Consider the following 17,192-nt stretch of genomic DNA (forward strand, 5'->3'; position numbering starts at 1 on the left):
GATTTTTGGCAAATTGGGCGCATTCTAATGAGCGTCATGCACTATGTCCAGTCTGAAAGCCAATAATATTGTTTTTTTTAACGCACTGAAGCAAAAAAGCTACTGACAGCGGCATAAATGGTGGATTAATAGCGTACTAAAACGATTGCCTGACGAGAAGCATAACATTGAAGTGAAAAAAGCGAATTTTCAGACCAAATGGTCCGAAATTAACTCTAAAGAAGGGCACAAAAACAGGTTAAATGATAAAAACAACCAAAAAAAGATAAAAATGATCTGAGATAAATATATTTAAAAAATAAGGAGGGAAAATAAATAACCCTCCATTACAATCAATTAGTTACTGATTGCCATTCACATCACAACACATTACAAATCATTCAGCGAAAGGACATCCCGCATGTCATAAAGTCCATTTTCGAGAGTAACAACCCACTCAGAAGCTTTAACCGCACCTTTTGCGAAAGTCATTCGACTGGAAGCTTTATGAGTGATTTCAACCCGCTCCCCGATATCGGCAAACATTGCCGTATGCTCACCCACAATATCTCCGGCCCGCACGGTGGCAAAGCCGATGGTCTGTGGCTTGCGCTCACCCGTATGACCTTCACGGCAGTACACTGCATGTTCGGCAAGTTTCCAGTTCATTGCCTCCGCGATTGATTCACCCATCGCCAGCGCGGTGCCTGAAGGCGCATCAACTTTATGTCGGTGATGCGCTTCAGTAATTTCGATATCGCTATATTCACCCATTACTTTTGCTGCTTTTTCCAGCAATTTAAGCACAAGATTGACACCTACGCTGAAATTAGCTGCAAAAACAATGGGCACCTGCTGGCTGGTAGTACGGATCGCCTGCTTACCAGCATCATTAAACCCGGTAGTACCAATCACCATCGCTTTTTTATGGTTTTTACAGAATTCGAGGTACTCAAGTGTGGCTTCCGGACGTGTAAAATCGATCAGAACATCAAATTCATCTTTCACCGCCAGCAGATCATCAGTAATCACTACTCCGGTTTTGGTGACACCCGCCAGTTCACCAGCATCACAGCCTACTAAAGATGATCCCTGACGAACCACCACCGCGCCAAGACTGGCATTACTGGCCAGCAAGGTGGCTTCAATCAACTGACGGCCCATTCTTCCGGAGGCTCCGACAATACCTATTCGGATGTTTTTCATAACTATTCATTCCTGTGGATGTGCATAAAATGCCGGCTCAGAGTAACCAGCCTCGTGAGCGGACACCAGTAAAATAAAGTATCATTAGAATTTCAGCGAGATGAGGAGATATTATCAGCAAAAACAATGAGACGTGAATCCGTCAGCACCCGGAAATAAATGCTAACGGTAGGGCAGGTCAGCAATAGCTGAACTCCTGCAGCACCGGAACCGGCTGCAGGAACGCAGGAACGCAGGAACGCAGGATTATTCAACTTCTTTAATATCAACCCGAAGTTCTTTTGGCACTTCAAAGACAATATTTTCTTCGCGACCAATCAGTTCTATCGCGGCTTCACCACCAAATTCGCGTAATCTGGCAATCACCTGTTGCACCAAAATATCCGGAGCTGAAGCGCCCGCAGTTACCCCGACACAGCTGACCCCTTCCAGCCAGCTTTCACGGATATCTTCTGCAGAATCAATCAGCTTAGCCAGTTTACCGGCGCGCTGAGCCAGTTCCGCCAACCGGTTAGAGTTAGAAGAGTTCTTCGATCCAACGACCAGAATCACTTCCGCACGATCAGAGAGATGTCGTACAGCTTCCTGGCGGTTAGTCGTGGCGTAGCAGATATCATCTTTGCGCGGGCCGATAATGGCCGGAAAACGTTCACGTAATGCATCGATAATCTCAGAGGTATCATCCACAGATAAGGTGGTCTGAGTCATAAAGCTCAGATTTGATTCATCTTTAATTTTGAGCCTGAACACATCTTCAGGTGACTCCACCAGATACATCCCCCCTTCCGGGTTATTGTATTGCCCCATGGTGCCTTCAACTTCAGGATGTCCGGCATGACCAATCAGAATCGCTTCCACACCTTTGCGGCTGGCCCTGGCAACCTCCATATGCACTTTGGTGACTAACGGACAGGTTGCATCGAACAGCATCGTCAGTGAACGGGAGCGGGCTTCCGCCCTGACCGCCTGAGAAACTCCATGGGCAGAAAATATCAGAATCGCACCATCCGGCACTTCACTGATCTCTTCGATAAAAATCGCCCCACGCTCACGTAAGCTTTCCACAACATAGCGGTTATGTACTACTTCATGGCGGACATAAATCGGTGCGCCGTACATCTCCAGCGCCCGCTCCACAATACTGATCGCCCGGTCAACACCGGCGCAAAATCCCCGCGGATTAGCGAGCAGAATCTGCATTTTCGGCCTCCGGTTGTGGATTAACTTCCAGCACCTCAACATTAAAAGTGATCACTTGTCCGGCCAGTGGATGGTTAAAATCCACGGTAATGGAATCTCCGGAAACATCACGAATAACTCCCGGCATTTCACTGCCATCCATCGCCGTAAATAACATTATTGCCCCCTGTTGAGGCTCACCGGCGTTGGCAAAGTCCCTGCGCGAAAAATACTGAATCAAATCAGGATTAGCTGCGCCAAAAGCATCTTCCGCTGCCAGGGTAAACTGACGGGAATCCCCGGCAGTCAGCCCTTCCAGAGCGGCCTCAAAGGCCGGAGACAGACTGTCATCTCCCAGTCGGAATAATGCCGGTTTTCCGTTTGCACGTGTCGATTCGGCAACCGATCCATCTTCCAGAGTCAGTGTAAAATGCACCAGAAACGAATGGTTGTGCTGTAGCCTGTTACTCATGCCTTACCCTTTGTCAGCCTGTTTAGCTGAGGAAGGGATAAACCCTTCCAGAACCACCAGTGCCGCACCAATACAAATTCCACAGTCCGCAATATTGAAGGTCGCGAAATGCCAGTCACCAACATAGAAGTCAATAAAATCGACGACAAAACCATGCCATGCCCGATCAAGTAAATTACCTAATGCCCCGCCAATAATCATAGCGTAAGCAATATTAGTTAGCCTCTGGCTGGCGCGACTACGATACATCATCACCAGTAATGCGATAACGATAGCCACCGCAATTCCGGCAAAGAACCAACGCTGCCACCCGCCTTTATCCGCCAGAAAACTGAATGCCGCACCATAGTTATGCGCATAAAACAGGTTCAGAAATGGCATCAGTGAACGGCTCTCGTGCAACTGCATATTCGCCATAATCCACTGTTTGCTGGCAAAATCGACCACGATCACCAGCACCATCACCCAAAGCCAGCGTAAGCCGGTTGAACACAATGATTTACTCATCAGGCAAACTTACGCTCTTCGCCGGCACCTGCCACGTTGGTATAACAACGGCCACAGATTTCAGCATGTTCAGGATTCTGACCGACATCGGTCGTGTAATGCCAGCAACGTGGACATTTTTCGCCTTCAGCTTTAGTCAGCAACACCTTCAGACCTTTCAGATGTTCACTTTGAACAGCATCCGCAGGCGCAGACGGGTAGTCAGCAACCTGAACCGCCGAAGTCAGCAGGACAAAACGCAGTTCATCCCCCAGAGCTTTTAGTTTTTCAGCTAACGACTCATCCGCATACAGAACCACTGAGGCTTCCAGAGCACCGCCAATCCGCTTATCGGCACGGGCTTGTTCTATCACCTTATTCACTTCACTACGAACTTTCAGCAATTGTTCCCAGTAAGAACTATTCAGCGCCTCGTCTTCCGCAAGGCCAAACAGTCCCTGATACCATTCACCGGTAAACACATACTGTTCACGCTGTCCGGACAAGTGTCCCCAGATTTCATCCGCGGTGAATGACATGACAGGTGCCATCCAGCGGACCAGTGCTTCGGCAATATGCCACAGTGCCGTCTGGCAACTCCGGCGTGCCACGCTATCGGCTTTCGCGGTGTACTGGCGATCTTTGATGATATCCAGATAGAAAGATCCCATCTCAACTGAACAGAACTGCATCAGACGTTGTACCACTTCGTGGAAGTCATAACGCTCATAAGAGGCTACGATATCCTGCTGTGCCGCCAGTGCACAGCTGACAGCCCAGCGGTCCAGCACCACCATATCTTCTGCAGCCACCAGATCAGTTTCCGGATTAAATCCGTTCAGGTTTGCCAGCAGGAAGCGGGCGGTGTTACGGATACGGCGATACGCATCCGCAGAACGTTTCAGAATTTCGTCTGATACCGCCATTTCACCTGAGTAGTCGGTAGAAGCGACCCACAGACGTAAAATATCCGCACCCAGTTTGTCCATCACATCCTGAGGGCTGACAGTGTTGCCAATCGATTTAGACATCTTACGGCCCTGACCATCCACGGTGAAACCATGAGTCAGTACCTGGCGGTAAGGTGCTTTACTTTTGATAGCGGTGGAGATCATCAGCGATGACATGAACCAGCCACGGTGCTGGTCAGAGCCTTCCAGATAAATATCTGCACTGTGACCGTTAAACTCCGGGCGCACATCCACAACAGAGCAGCTGGTCGACCCGGAATCAAACCAGACATCCAGAGTATCTGGCACCTTGCTGTAGTTTTCAGCATCATCACCCAGTAACTCTTTAGCATCCAAATCCCACCATGCCTGAATACCGTCCTGCTCGACACGCAGTGCAACCTGTTCCATCAGTTGCAGGGTATTTGGATGAAGCTCCTCAGTCTGGTTGTGGACAAACAGTGCCATCGGCACACCCCAGGTACGCTGACGGGAAATACACCAGTCAGGGCGATTTGCGACCATAGATTCAATACGAGCCTGGCCCCAGTCCGGAATCCACTGGACATCTTTGATCTCTTTCAGGGACTGAGTACGCAGGCCTTTCTGATCCATGCTGATAAACCATTGTGGTGTTGCACGGAAGATAATCGGGGTTTTGTGACGCCAGCAGTGTGGATAGCTGTGGTGTAATTTTTCCACATGCAGAAGTGCGCCTTTCTCACGCAGCAGTTCCACAATCAGATCATTCGCTTTAAATACATTAACGCCATCCAGGCCCGGGTAAGTTCCTGGCAGGTAGCAGCCATCCGGGCCGACAGGGTTGGCGACTTCAATGCCATATTTCTGACCAATGACATAGTCTTCAGGACCATGCCCCGGTGCCGTATGAACCGCACCTGTCCCCGCATCCAGAGTGACATGATCACCCAGCAATACCGGAACATCAAAGTCGAGGAACGGATGATGGAAACGCAACAGCTCAAGCGCATCGCCGCGGCATTCTCCCAGAACAGTCCATTCGGTGATCCCGGCACGCTCCAGCACACTTTCGGTCAGCTCTTTTGCCAGAATCAGCACATTGCTACCGGCCTGAACTAACTGGTATTCAAACTCAGGGTTAACAGAAATCGCCCGGTTAGAAGGCATGGTCCACGGAGTCGTGGTCCAGATCACCAGCGATATTGGAGCTTCCGGCAATACTGCAGAGAACTTCGCTGCCACCGCGGCTGGGTCTGTCGCCTTAAACATCACATCAATAGAGGGTGATGTTTTATCGTAATATTCAACTTCTGCCTCGGCCAGAGCAGAGCGGCACTCGGTACACCAGTGAACCGGTTTTGCCCCTTTCAGTAAGTGGCCATTACCGATAATGCGTCCTAACGCACGGATAATGTTGGCTTCGGTTTTGAAATCCATCGTCAGGTAAGGATGATTCCAGTCACCCAATACACCCAGCCGGATAAAATCTTTTTTCTGCCCTTCGATCTGTTCTGCCGCATACTCACGACAAGCCGCACGGAATTCAGCAGCACTCACCTTTTCACCAGGTTTGCCGATCATCTGTTCAACTTTATGTTCGATGGGTAATCCATGACAGTCCCAGCCCGGAACATAGGGAGCATCAAAACCCGACAGTCCTTTGGATTTAATAATAATATCTTTCAGAATCTTATTAACTGAGTGACCAATATGAATGCTGCCATTAGCGTACGGAGGGCCATCGTGCAGAATAAATGTTTTTTTACCTTTTTTGGCTGCACGAATAGCTTCATACAAATTATCGTCGGTCCAGCGTTGCAGCATTGCTGGTTCCCGTTTGGCCAGATCGCCACGCATCGGGAACCCTGTTTCTGGTAAATTCAGGGTAGATTTATAGTCACTCATCAGATTCTCGGTTCCATATTTCGGTTATTACACCGTTGCTTTAAGCCCAAAAAATTCCCGGGCCGTCACCACATCTTTGGCAATTTGCGCTTTCAGTTCATCAAGCGAGGCAAATCGTTGCTCATTGCGTATTTTATGCCGCAATACCACAGAGATATGGCGGCCATATAAATCAATATTTACGTCCAGTAAATTCACTTCCAGTTGCTGTCGAATCCCTTTTACGGTGGGTCGTGTACCAATATTCGCCACGCCATAAAAAGGACCACCGTGAAGACCCTGCACTTCGACCGCAAATACACCCTTCACCGGCGCCACAGGCCGTCTCAACGGGATATTGGCGGTAGGGAAGCCCAGTGTTCGGCCCAGAGCATCGCCATGCACCACCTTGCCGGAAATGGCATAAGGGCGCCCCAGCAATCGCTCTGCCGCAGCAAAATCATCAGCCGCCAGCGCCTCGCGGACTTTGGTACTGCTGACTCGCTGCCCTTCATGACAAAATGTCAGGGTATTCGCAATTTCAAAGTGATACCGTCGTCCGGCTTCCTGTAATAACAGGAAATCACCTTCCCGGCCGGCGCCAAAACGGAAATCATCACCGACGGTCAGAAAGCGGACATCCAGTTTATCCACCAGGATATCACGGATGAAATCATCTGCCGTCAGTGCCGAAAAAGCACTGTCAAAACGGACGCACAGTACGGTATCAACCCCAGCCTGTTCCAGAAAGTGAATTTTTTCCCGTAATCTTGTCAGCCGCGCAGGGACCTGTCCGCGAGCAAAAAACTCCAGCGGCTGTGGTTCAAACAACATCACCACCACCGGCAGATGACGTTTTCGCCCCTCTTCGCAAAGCTGCGTCAGTAGCGCCTGATGCCCGCGATGCACTCCGTCAAAATTACCAATAGTCAAAACGCAGCCTTGGCGCTGCTTTGAAAGATTATGTAAACCGCGGATAAACTTCATGGTCGACTCAAATCGCTGGAAATCGCCGGATTATACCCTTTACGGCGTACAAATTTAACCCGTCAACCTACCCTTTCGGTGCTTCTTTACTGCTTTTCCTCATGTTTATTTGCGGCCGGGTAAATTCCCGACAATTTTGTTGCGAAAAGCTGTATTCAGGGCCAGGAAGCTGGTAGAATCTTGCGCCATCAATTACGTAACCGGGTGTTGTTATTTAAACGACGCTTATTTGCACAAATCCATTGACAAAAGAAGGCGCAAAAGGCATAGTCCTCGGCCTTTGATTTGTCCATATAGAACATATTTGGGAGTTGGACCTTGGCTAATATCAAATCAGCTAAGAAACGCGCTGTAACATCTGAGAAACGTCGCAAGCACAACGCAAGCCGTCGCTCAATGCTGCGTACTTTCATCAAAAAAGTATACGCTGCAATCGCTGCTGGCGATAAAACAGCTGCGCAGAACGCATTTAACGAAATGCAACCAATCGTGGACCGTCAGGCTGCTAAAGGTCTGATCCACAAAAACAAAGCTGCACGTCATAAAGCTAATCTGACTGCACAGATCAACAAACTGGCTTAATCGTCTGATTGTTGTCGCTTTGAAAAGAACCGGCTCTGGCCGGTTTTTTTATGCCTGAAATCCACCGGCCAGAGGTCACTGACCGGTGGGTCTGTTAGTTCGAGGGTGCCGCATAACGTAGTCGAAGGAGTACGTACCCAACGACCGCAGACAGAATTGAACCACCAAGAATCCCCAGCTTAGCCTCATTCACCAGTTGCGCATACTGCTGGCCAAATGCCAGTGAGGCAATAAATATCGACATGGTAAAACCAATACCGCACAACACACCGATGGTCGCGATATCTGCAAACCCGGTTTTGCCCGGAAATCTGGCAATCCCCAGTTTTGTACTCAGCCAGCAGACCAGGGAAATTCCCAGCGGTTTACCAATCAGCAAACCTGCAATAATACCTAAGGGTAAAGGCGATATCACATCTGACAGACTCAGGTTATCCAGCACGACTCCGGCATTGGCAAAGGCAAACAAAGGCAGGATCAGCCAGCGACTCCAGGGTGCGAGACTATGCGCCAGTTTTATCGCAGCAGAATGTTCACCCTGCCCCTTCACCGGCATCATGAGTCCCAGGATGACACCTGCAATGGTGGCATGTATTCCTGAAGAGAGTACCGCATACCACAATACAACACCGGCCAGCAGCCAGATGCTGCGTTTTTGCACACCGGCACGATTCATCAGTGCCAGAATCAATACCATCACTGCCATGGCAGCCAGCGCCAACAGAGAGATATCGCTACTGTAAAACAGGGCAATGATAATAATAGCCCCCAGATCATCGATCACCGCCAGGGCCATCAGAAACACCCGCAGAACCGCCGGAACTCTGTGCCCCAGTAATGCCAATATACCCAATGCAAAAGCGATATCCGTGGCGGTCGGAATGGCCCAGCCATTGCGAAATTCAGGCTGGTGCCCGTTAACCATCAGAAAGATTACGGCCGGAGCAATCATTCCTCCCAGCGCGGCCAACAGCGGAAAAATAGCCTGCTGACGGGTTGCCAGAGCACCACTCACCAGCTCCTGTTTAACCTCCAGCCCGACCAGCAGAAAAAAAAGCGCCATCAGGGCATCATTAATCCAGAACAAGGTATTGTGAGGATGTGCATCGGCACTGCTATCTCCCGACAGGGTAAAATGCAGAAAATGCTGATATCCCTCCGCACTCCAGCTGGCATTTGCCAGCACCATAGCAAGTATTGCAGCAACGATTAAGACCACACCGCCGGCCGCCTCGCTCAGGAATATTTTTTTCAAAACTGACATCAGTCTGCATCCTTCCGGTTTATTGTTACGGTTTGGATAATGATCTCAGTTATGTGACTGATTGCCAAACATTCCAGGATTTATATACAAAAAAAAAGCCAGCACGACAGAGTACTGGCTTGTTTCGTTGAACCGGAAGTTTACCGGGTCAAATCGTCAAAGAATTTCTTCACACCATCGAAGAAGCTTTTCGAACGGGGACTGTTATTATCACCTGACGGACCGCCCAGAGTCTCACCCAGTTCACTGAGTAACTCTTTCTGCTTCTCACTCAGATTCACCGGTGTTTCGACGACCACACGGCACAACAAATCGCCGATAGAACCGCCACGTACCGATTTCACACCTTTGCCACGCATCCGGAATAATTTATCGGTTTGCGTGCCGGCAGGGATTTTCAGCTTCACCCTTCCGTCCAGGGTAGGAACTTCAATCTCCCCCCCCAGAGCCGCCATAGCAAAGTTAATCGGCACTTCACAGTAGAGATTATTATCTTCACGCTCGAAGATCGGGTGCTTTTTCACCGAGACCTGTACATAGAGATCACCGGCCGGTGCGCCCTGCTCACCCGCTTCACCTTCGCCACTCAGACGAATGCGATCACCGGTATCCACGCCTGGCGGAATTTTCACTGACAGCGTTTTGGTTTTCTCTACACGGCCATGACCGTGACAGGAGTTGCACGGATCTTTAATGATGGTCCCCCGCCCCTGACAGGTCGGACAGGGTTGCTGCACCGTAAAGAAGCCCTGACGCATTTGTACCTGACCCGCACCCTGGCAGGTAGTACAGGTTTGCGGTTTGGAACCTGCTTTCGCCCCGCTACCATGACAGGTATCGCATTCCTGGAGTGTCGGAATACGGATCTCTTTAGTCACGCCACGAACCGCTTCTTCAAGAGTCAGTTCCATGTTGTAACGCAGATCGGAACCCCGGGCAGCACGCTGGCGACGACCGCCGCCAAAAATATCACCGAATACATCACCGAAGATATCGCCGAAATCTGCGCCGCCACCACCGAAGCCACCGCCGAATCCGCCGCCGCCCATGCCACCCTGTTCAAACGCCGCATGACCGTACTGGTCATAAGCTGCACGCTTCTGATCATCTGTCAGAATTTCATAGGCTTCTTTAACTTCTTTAAACTTCTCTTCAGCCTGGGTATCGCCCGGGTTACGGTCAGGGTGATATTTCATTGCCAGCCGTTTATAGGCTTTTTTGATTTCACGCTCATCCGCTGATTTGGATACGCCTAAAACCTCGTAGTAATCACTCTTCGCCATTTTTCATTGCCTTTAACATGATCGCACGGGCGTGGATATTCTCCGACGCCCGTGCTGGTTAGCAGCGACAGAGTTGCCTGCCGCTGAGCCCGGTCATGGGCAATTATTTTTTGTCTTTTACTTCTTCAAATTCAGCGTCGACGACATCGTCATCTTTCTGAGCAGAAGCGTCTGCACCCTGAGTTTCACCGTTCGCCTGAGCCTGCTGCTGTGCCAGCTCCATCAGCTTACCGGACACCTCAACCAGCGCCTGAATTTTAGCGTCGATATCGGCTTTATCTTCTGCTTTCAGCGCAGTTTCCAGCGCAGTCAGTGCAGACTCAATCGGTGCTTTATCTTCAGCAGATAATTTATCACCGGCTTCTTCTAACTGTTTACGGGTGCTGTGTACCACCTGGTCACCCTGGTTACGCGCCTGAACCAGTTCTTCGAATTTACGGTCAGATTCAGCATTCAGTTCTGCATCACGGACCATTTTTTCGATTTCTTCATCGTTCAGACCGGAAGAAGCCTTAATAGTAATCTTCTGCTCTTTACCGCTGTTTTTGTCTTTAGCAGACACATGCAGGATACCATCCGCATCGATATCAAAAGTCACTTCGATCTGTGGCATACCGCGTGGCGCTGCCTGAATACCGTCCAGGTTGAACTGACCCAGTGACTTGTTATCAGATGAACGTTTACGCTCACCCTGCAACACATGGATAGTTACCGCAGACTGATTGTCTTCAGCTGTAGAGAACACCTGGCTGTGCTTGGTCGGGATAGTGGTGTTTTTGCTGATCAGACTGGTCATCACACCACCCATGGTTTCAATACCCAGGGACAGCGGAGTAACGTCCAGCAACAGAACATCTTTAACATCACCAGCCAGTACACCGCCCTGAACCGCAGCACCTACAGCTACCGCTTCATCCGGGTTAACGTCTTTACGTGGTTCTTTACCAAAGAACTCTTTTACTTTGGTCTGAACCAGTGGCATACGGGTCTGTCCGCCCACCAGAATCACGTCATTAATATCAGAGACTGACAGACCGGCATCTTTCAGAGCAACTTTCAGTGGCTCGATAGAACGGCTCACCAGGTCTTCGACCAGTGCTTCCAGTTTTGCACGCGTCACTTTGATGTTCAGGTGTTTAGGGCCTGTCGCATCCGCAGTCACGTAAGGCAGGTTAACGTCAGTCTGCTGTGCAGAAGAGAGTTCGATTTTCGCTTTCTCTGCCGCTTCTTTCAGACGTTGCATTGCCAGTGGATCGTTGCGCAGGTCAATGCCCTGCTCTTTCTTAAACTCGTCCACCAGGTAGTTGATCAGACGGCTGTCGAAGTCTTCACCACCCAGGTGAGTATCACCATTGGTTGCCAGAACTTCGAAGGTTTTTTCGCCATCAACATCATCAATTTCGATGATTGAAATATCGAAAGTACCACCCCCCAGGTCATACACCGCAATAGTACGGTTGCCCTGGCCTTTATCCATACCGTATGCCAGTGCTGCAGCGGTTGGTTCGTTGATGATACGTTTGACTTCCAGACCTGCGATACGACCGGCATCTTTAGTCGCCTGACGCTGAGCATCGTTGAAGTATGCAGGTACAGTGATAACCGCTTCAGTCACTGGCTCACCCAGATAATCTTCAGCCGTTTTCTTCATTTTTTTCAGCACTTCCGCAGAGATCTGCGGTGGTGCCATTTTCTGGCCTTTCACATCCAGCCATGCATCACCGTTATCAGAACCGATGATTTTATAAGGCATAATTTTCAGGTCACGCTGAACTTCTTCGTCCTGGAAACGACGACCAATCAGACGTTTGATAGCAAACAGAGTGTTTTGCGGGTTAGTCACGGCCTGACGTTTAGCAGGCTGGCCTACCAGAGTTTCGCCATCCTGGGTGTAAGCGATGATTGAAGGTGTTGTACGATCACCCTCAGCATTTTCCAGTACGCGTGCTTTACCACCATCCATAATTGCTACACATGAATTGGTTGTACCAAGGTCAATACCAATAATTTTACCCATCTCTACACATCTCCCACTTAAATTCTGTTTTCGTTCGGATATGAACCTTAAATGCGGTCACTGGTGATTAATTCAAGCCCCGGATTGCATATTTTTTTTCGGCTCATAACTCGCTATGTGAACTAGATGGGGTCAGTTTGACGACCATCAAGGGTCGGAGTAAAAAAAGTAAAAAAAGCAGCGTGATGACAGCAGGCTTGTCACTCATGGTGCACATGCCTCATTGGTTCGACCCGCCAGCGTAAAAGGGGGATAAATGAGAAAGAAGGTGTAAATACCCAGGGGGCAGCGCCCCCTGGGTGTTCAGGCTCTGGCCTGGCGGGGAGAGCGGGTCTGAGAATGCAGATATAAACCGGTCACCGCCCCCATCACACATAACCCGACAATGTACCCGCAGGGAGCCAGTGGAGTCATCCTTAATGCCAGTGTCACAAAAACAGGAGTCAGGCCACCGAACAATGCATAAGAGAGGTTGTAGGCCAAAGAAATACCACTGAAACGAACCGCCGGCGGGAAAGCCCGTACCATAATATACGGCACTATTCCGACAGTCCCGACGCAGAGTCCGGTCAGTGCATAAGCAGCAATAAGATACTGTGGATGAGTGGCGATAACATGGAAAAATAGCCCACTGCTGATGGCCAGTAACAGGCAGCCTACGGATAAACAAACTCCGGCACCAAAACGGTCAACCAGCCAGCCGGCAATAATGCATCCCAATAACAGCATGACAGTGGCGATACTGTTAGCCTGCAGACTGAGTGCCGCCGGAATATGATGCATTTTTTTGCATCAATGCCGGAGCCATCAGAATAATCACCACGATAGCAGCAGACAGTAGCCATGTCAGCAGTACCGAGATCAACAGACTTTTACGGTGGAAACGAATAACCGTATTCAGTGGCATAGCTTCAGATAATGATTTCTGCTGCTGCATCTGGCGAAACACCGGCGTTTCCTGCAACCAACGACGCAGATACAAGGCCACAAAGCCGAAAACACCACCGAGCAGAAATGCCAGCCGCCAACCGGTGGAGGCTACCTGCTCCGGAGACATACTGCGGTTAACCGCGCCGGCCACCATTGACCCCAGCAGAATGCCCACCGTTAGCCCGGCGGTGAGAGTGCCACAGGCAATGCCAGTCCGGTTGCCCGGGACATGTTCGGCAACGAACACCCAGGCACCAGGTACCTCACCACCAATGGCCGCACCCTGTAATAAACGCATAAGTAACATCAACAGGGGAGCAGCCAGACCGATTGACTGGTAGGAAGGTAATAATCCCATCGCCAGAGTCGGCAGTGCCATTAACAGAATACTCAGGCTAAACATCTTCTTACGCCCAAGAATATCGCCAAAATGCGCCATCACAATCCCGCCCAGGGGTCTGGCCAGATATCCGGCAGCAAAAATACCAAAGGTCTGAACCTGACGTAACCATTCAGGAATATCCGCCGGAAAGAACAGGTCGCCGATAACCGCAGCGAAAAACACGAAAATAATAAAATCGTAAAATTCCAAAGCACCGCCCAGCGCGGCAAGAATGAGTGTTTTGTAGTCCTGCGCGCTCAGGCGGCTTGAAGGGCGATTATCCATAATAAAATATACTTTTCAGAGGTCAGACCAAAGGGATGATTGTAAATATTTTCTTACTATATCGGCAATCAATCACCACACCAGCACCAATGAATTTTATCCTTAAAAAAATTTATTTTTAGTCGTTTATCTCACGCCTTGCACTTTTAGGACGAAATGCTGCTACCACCTGTGGATCGGTTTCGATGTAAGGCCCTTCCAGCAACTGTAAACAATAAGGTACACTCGCAAAGATTCCGGCAACTTTGACCTGGCCGGACTCATCTTTTAGCCCTTCCAGGGTTTCTTTAATCGATTTTGGCTGACCCGGCAGGTTCAGGATAAGTGCCTGTTTACGGATAACCCCTGTCTGTCTTGACAGAATCGCTGTCGGAACAAAATTAAGGCTGATCTGGCGCATCTGCTCGCCAAAACCAGGCATCACACGGTCAGCCACTGCCAGAGTTGCATCCGGGGTCACATCACGCAAAGCAGGCCCGGTACCACCCGTGGTCAACACCAGGTGACAATGTTGCTCATCGACCAGATCTTTCAGAGTCTGTTCTATCAACCCCTGCTCGTCCGGAATTACCCGGCTTTCCAGCTGAAACGGCGTGATCAGCGCCCGGGACAGCCATTCACTGAGGGCCGGTATCCCCTGATCCTGATATACCCCCTGAGAGGCGCGGTCGGAAACGGAAACCAGTCCGATACGTAAAATAGTCATGATAAATCACTTTGTCTGAGGGCCGCCGATGGCAGCAAATGCGGGGAATAAAAGGGAATGCTGATATCCCGCAGCAACAGCGCTGCTGCGGGCAGGTTAATTACAGCAAATCTGCAATCATTTTTTCCAGTTTGCCCTGGTCCAGAGCAAAGTTACGGATACCCTGAGCCAGTTTATCGATAGCCATTGGATCCTGGTTATGTTCCCACAGGAATTCAGCTTCTGACATTTTTTCCGGACGGGCTTTCACTTCACCGCTGTAGCTCAGCTTGCGCTCAACTTCACCGTCAGTTTCTGACAGCTCTTTCAGCAGTCCCGGAGAAATGGTCAGACGGTCACAACCGGCCAGCTCAAGAATTTCGCCAGTGTTACGGAAACTAGCGCCCATAACGACAGTTTCATAACCATGCTGTTTGTAGTAGTTGTAGATTTCAGCGACAGAAACTACGCCCGGATCTTCGTGAGGTGCGTACTCTTTTTTGTCGGTGTTAGCTTTGTACCAGTCAAGGATACGACCGACGAACGGAGAAATCAGGAAAACACCCGCTTCCGCACAAGCCCGTGCCTGAGCAAAAGAGAACAGCAGTGTCAGGTTACAGTTGATGCCTTCTTTTTCCAGGCGCTCTGCCGCACGAATCCCCTGCCAGGTGGAAGCCAGTTTGATCAGAATACGATCATTGCTGATACCGGCATCGTTATACAGTTTAATCAGGCTGTGGGCTTTAGCGATACTCGCTTCGGTGTCATAAGACAGACGAGCATCAACTTCGGTCGAGATGCGGCCAGGGATTAATTTCAGAATTTCCAGACCGATATTTACGGCCAGCTTGTCAGAGGCGAAAGCAATCTGCTTATCTTTATCGTCGCTCTGCTTACGTGCCCATTCGATAGCTTCATCAATCAGCTTACGGTATTCAGGAATCTGAGCAGCATTGAGAATCAGTGAAGGGTTAGTGGTTGCATCCTGTGGTTGGTACAGTTTCATTGCTGCAATGTCACCCGTATCGGCAACGACTGTGGTTAACTTGCGCAGTGAGGTAAGTTTGTCCGTCATGTTTGCTTCTCTTCTGTTGAACTGTCAGGGTAAAAAAGCCTCTCCGGATAATATCACGCACTTCCTGAGGTGCAAGACCAGCCCGGCGAAACAATCACGAAATCGCATTGTACAACACAGGCATTCGCCCCCGGTTTTCCCGGCCATCTGCCCTATACCATAGCCCGGATGAATGACAACGATTGATCTATCCGTGCAACTTTTTTGTTACACTGCCGGTAAAACAGTGAGCCCACGCGGGCCAGATATAAGGATTAAACGATGTTGATGGTTATCTCTCCGGCCAAAACGCTGGATTATGAAAGCCCGCTGGCGACCCAAAAATATACTCAACCAGCACTGTTAAAATATTCTCAGCAATTAATTGATATAGCCCGTCAGTTGTCCCCGGCGCAGGTGGCTTCATTGATGAGTATCAGTGATAAACTGGCCCATCTGAATGCTGAGCGATTCAATGACTGGCAGGCAGACTTCACCCCTGACAACGCCCGTCAGGCTATTCTGGCCTTTAAAGGTGACGTCTATACCGGGCTTGCGGCTGACAGCCTGAGTGACGATGATTTTACTTTCGCCCAACAACACCTGCGTATGCTTTCGGGATTATATGGTGTGCTTCGTCCACTGGATTTAATGCAACCCTACCGGCTGGAAATGGGAATTAAACTGGCGAATCCGCAAGGCAAAGATCTCTATAGTTTCTGGGGAGACCGGTTGACCAAAGTGCTTATTGAAGCTCTGGCAGACCAGGGCGATGATGTACTGATTAACCTGGCTTCTGATGAGTATTTCAAAGCCGTAAAACCAAAACAGCTGGCCGGTAAAATTATTAAGCCGGTATTCCTGGATGAGAAGAACGGTAAATTTAAAGTCATCAGTTTCTACGCCAAGAAAGCGCGCGGACTGATGTGCCGTTACATTATTCGCAATCGCCTGACCAGCCCGGAGCAACTGACCGCTTTCGACAGTGAAGGCTACTTTTTTGACGGTGCTGCCAGCGACGGACAAGAACTGGTGTTTAAACGCCACGAACAATCAGCCTGACCGAAGAAAACCGTCGAGGCTGATGGAGGAAAATCATTCAGCAACGACGGTAATCCCAAAGAAACTCAGGCTGTTTCTGTATCCAATAGATCCGTACCGTATGAATTATCAATACTGCATAACCAGCGTCCGTCCGGTTCCTTCCGAAAAACATAGGTCGCCCGACGACTGATTTCCACGGGTTCGCCGTGCGGGCCCGGGAAAGTTAATTGAGTTTCCATGATCACCAGGGCATCTCCACCCCCTTCAATCACCTGCATATCCCCCTGGGTGACCTGTAACTGTCCCTGAAAATAGTCAGAAATCAGCCCAAAGGCTTGACGAATATCCGATTTTCCGCGGGCAATCATACCGGGCTTAATCACCAGTGCGGCATCTTCAGTGTAATGCTCCATCACTGCATCAAAGTCTCCGGCAGAAATCGCCCGGTCACAATCTTCGATAATCTGCCGAACAGGGTGGGAGGTCATCATAGCTCCGGCTGGCTGGAGGGATATGGGAAAACCTGCAGGCAAACAACGCC

Annotated in this window: 14 protein-coding genes and 1 pseudogene; 2 read left to right on the forward strand and 13 right to left on the reverse strand. The window is 49.7% G+C overall.

What is annotated here, in order from left to right; all coding sequences use genetic code 11:
- Nucleotides 1–369: 369 nt before the first annotated feature.
- The 6 genes from dapB to ribF all read right to left on the reverse strand — a co-directional run bounded on the left by dapB (nucleotide 370) and on the right by ribF (nucleotide 7,125).
- The gene (dapB, locus tag HA49_RS10615; protein WP_038023150.1) at nucleotides 370–1,185 is read right to left on the reverse strand and encodes a 4-hydroxy-tetrahydrodipicolinate reductase; all 816 of its coding nucleotides are present in this window, start codon (nucleotides 1,183–1,185) and stop codon (nucleotides 370–372) included.
- A 246-nt stretch (nucleotides 1,186–1,431) separates the two neighbouring features.
- Nucleotides 1,432–2,385 (reverse strand): 4-hydroxy-3-methylbut-2-enyl diphosphate reductase, encoded by a 954-nt coding sequence (ispH, locus tag HA49_RS10620; protein WP_038023152.1) that lies wholly within the window; start codon nucleotides 2,383–2,385, stop codon nucleotides 1,432–1,434.
- Nucleotides 2,366–2,836, reverse strand: coding sequence for an FKBP-type peptidyl-prolyl cis-trans isomerase (gene fkpB / locus HA49_RS10625; RefSeq protein ID WP_038023153.1), 471 nt, complete (start codon nucleotides 2,834–2,836; stop codon nucleotides 2,366–2,368). The genes ispH and fkpB overlap by 20 nt, the downstream gene beginning before the upstream one ends.
- A gap of 3 nt (nucleotides 2,837–2,839) precedes the next feature.
- Nucleotides 2,840–3,343: a signal peptidase II gene (lspA, locus tag HA49_RS10630; protein ID WP_038023157.1), complete on the reverse strand. Its 504-nt coding sequence runs from the start codon at nucleotides 3,341–3,343 to the stop codon at nucleotides 2,840–2,842.
- The gene (gene ileS / locus HA49_RS10635; RefSeq protein ID WP_038023160.1) at nucleotides 3,343–6,159 is read right to left on the reverse strand and encodes an isoleucine--tRNA ligase; all 2,817 of its coding nucleotides are present in this window, start codon (nucleotides 6,157–6,159) and stop codon (nucleotides 3,343–3,345) included. Before ileS ends, lspA begins: the two co-directional genes overlap by 1 nt.
- A gap of 27 nt (nucleotides 6,160–6,186) precedes the next feature.
- Nucleotides 6,187–7,125: a bifunctional riboflavin kinase/FAD synthetase gene (ribF, locus tag HA49_RS10640; protein ID WP_038023162.1), complete on the reverse strand. Its 939-nt coding sequence runs from the start codon at nucleotides 7,123–7,125 to the stop codon at nucleotides 6,187–6,189.
- Between the two features lie 318 nt (nucleotides 7,126–7,443).
- On the opposite strand from ribF, the gene rpsT reads away from it, so the two are divergent.
- Nucleotides 7,444–7,707: a 30S ribosomal protein S20 gene (gene rpsT / locus HA49_RS10645; protein ID WP_038023165.1), complete on the forward strand. Its 264-nt coding sequence runs from the start codon at nucleotides 7,444–7,446 to the stop codon at nucleotides 7,705–7,707.
- 94 nt (nucleotides 7,708–7,801) lie between these two features.
- Here rpsT and nhaA read toward each other — a convergent pair whose 3' ends face one another.
- The 6 genes and pseudogenes from nhaA to tal form a co-directional block, all read right to left on the reverse strand.
- Nucleotides 7,802–8,971 (reverse strand): Na+/H+ antiporter NhaA, encoded by a 1,170-nt coding sequence (nhaA, locus tag HA49_RS10650; protein WP_038023168.1) that lies wholly within the window; start codon nucleotides 8,969–8,971, stop codon nucleotides 7,802–7,804.
- A gap of 140 nt (nucleotides 8,972–9,111) precedes the next feature.
- Complete coding sequence (gene dnaJ / locus HA49_RS10655) at nucleotides 9,112–10,254, reverse strand: molecular chaperone DnaJ (protein WP_038023170.1); 1,143 nt, start codon at nucleotides 10,252–10,254, stop codon at nucleotides 9,112–9,114.
- A 103-nt stretch (nucleotides 10,255–10,357) separates the two neighbouring features.
- A complete protein-coding gene (gene dnaK / locus HA49_RS10660; RefSeq protein WP_038023172.1) occupies nucleotides 10,358–12,271 on the reverse strand; it encodes a molecular chaperone DnaK in 1,914 nt (637 codons plus the stop codon).
- A gap of 303 nt (nucleotides 12,272–12,574) precedes the next feature.
- Nucleotides 12,575–13,868 (reverse strand): annotated as a pseudogene (locus tag HA49_RS10665) (MFS transporter).
- A 118-nt stretch (nucleotides 13,869–13,986) separates the two neighbouring features.
- Nucleotides 13,987–14,574, reverse strand: a complete 588-nt coding sequence (mog, locus tag HA49_RS10670; RefSeq protein WP_038023175.1) for a molybdopterin adenylyltransferase — start codon at nucleotides 14,572–14,574, stop codon at nucleotides 13,987–13,989.
- 100 nt (nucleotides 14,575–14,674) lie between these two features.
- The gene (tal, locus tag HA49_RS10675) at nucleotides 14,675–15,628 is read right to left on the reverse strand and encodes a transaldolase (protein WP_038023177.1); all 954 of its coding nucleotides are present in this window, start codon (nucleotides 15,626–15,628) and stop codon (nucleotides 14,675–14,677) included.
- A gap of 261 nt (nucleotides 15,629–15,889) precedes the next feature.
- Here tal and yaaA point away from each other — a divergent pair, with 261 nt between their 5' ends.
- On the forward strand, nucleotides 15,890–16,669 hold the full coding sequence (yaaA, locus tag HA49_RS10680; protein ID WP_038023178.1) for a peroxide stress protein YaaA: 780 nt from the start codon (nucleotides 15,890–15,892) through the stop codon (nucleotides 16,667–16,669).
- Nucleotides 16,670–16,734: 65 nt separating this feature from the next.
- Here yaaA and HA49_RS10685 read toward each other — a convergent pair whose 3' ends face one another.
- A complete protein-coding gene (locus HA49_RS10685; protein ID WP_038023179.1) occupies nucleotides 16,735–17,139 on the reverse strand; it encodes a YybH family protein in 405 nt (134 codons plus the stop codon).
- Nucleotides 17,140–17,192 lie beyond the last annotated feature (53 nt).

This window comes from Tatumella morbirosei, assembly GCF_000757425.2.
Classification (GTDB): domain Bacteria; phylum Pseudomonadota; class Gammaproteobacteria; order Enterobacterales; family Enterobacteriaceae; genus Tatumella; species Tatumella morbirosei.

Bases quoted from the DNA above. Each gene is read 5' to 3' on its own strand.
- dapB (WP_038023150.1), bottom strand. From the start codon at position 1,185: ATGAAAAACATCCGAATAGGTATTGTCGGAGCCTCCGGAAGAATGGGC.
- ispH (WP_038023152.1), bottom strand. From the start codon at position 2,385: ATGCAGATTCTGCTCGCTAATCCGCGGGGATTTTGCGCCGGTGTTGAC.
- fkpB (WP_038023153.1), bottom strand. From the start codon at position 2,836: ATGAGTAACAGGCTACAGCACAACCATTCGTTTCTGGTGCATTTTACA.
- lspA (WP_038023157.1), bottom strand. From the start codon at position 3,343: ATGAGTAAATCATTGTGTTCAACCGGCTTACGCTGGCTTTGGGTGATG.
- ileS (WP_038023160.1), bottom strand. From the start codon at position 6,159: ATGAGTGACTATAAATCTACCCTGAATTTACCAGAAACAGGGTTCCCG.
- ribF (WP_038023162.1), bottom strand. From the start codon at position 7,125: ATGAAGTTTATCCGCGGTTTACATAATCTTTCAAAGCAGCGCCAAGGC.
- nhaA (WP_038023168.1), bottom strand. From the start codon at position 8,971: ATGTCAGTTTTGAAAAAAATATTCCTGAGCGAGGCGGCCGGCGGTGTG.
- dnaJ (WP_038023170.1), bottom strand. From the start codon at position 10,254: ATGGCGAAGAGTGATTACTACGAGGTTTTAGGCGTATCCAAATCAGCG.
- dnaK (WP_038023172.1), bottom strand. From the start codon at position 12,271: ATGGGTAAAATTATTGGTATTGACCTTGGTACAACCAATTCATGTGTA.
- mog (WP_038023175.1), bottom strand. From the start codon at position 14,574: ATGACTATTTTACGTATCGGACTGGTTTCCGTTTCCGACCGCGCCTCT.
- tal (WP_038023177.1), bottom strand. From the start codon at position 15,628: ATGACGGACAAACTTACCTCACTGCGCAAGTTAACCACAGTCGTTGCC.
- yaaA (WP_038023178.1), top strand. From the start codon at position 15,890: ATGTTGATGGTTATCTCTCCGGCCAAAACGCTGGATTATGAAAGCCCG.
- HA49_RS10685 (WP_038023179.1), bottom strand. From the start codon at position 17,139: ATGACCTCCCACCCTGTTCGGCAGATTATCGAAGATTGTGACCGGGCG.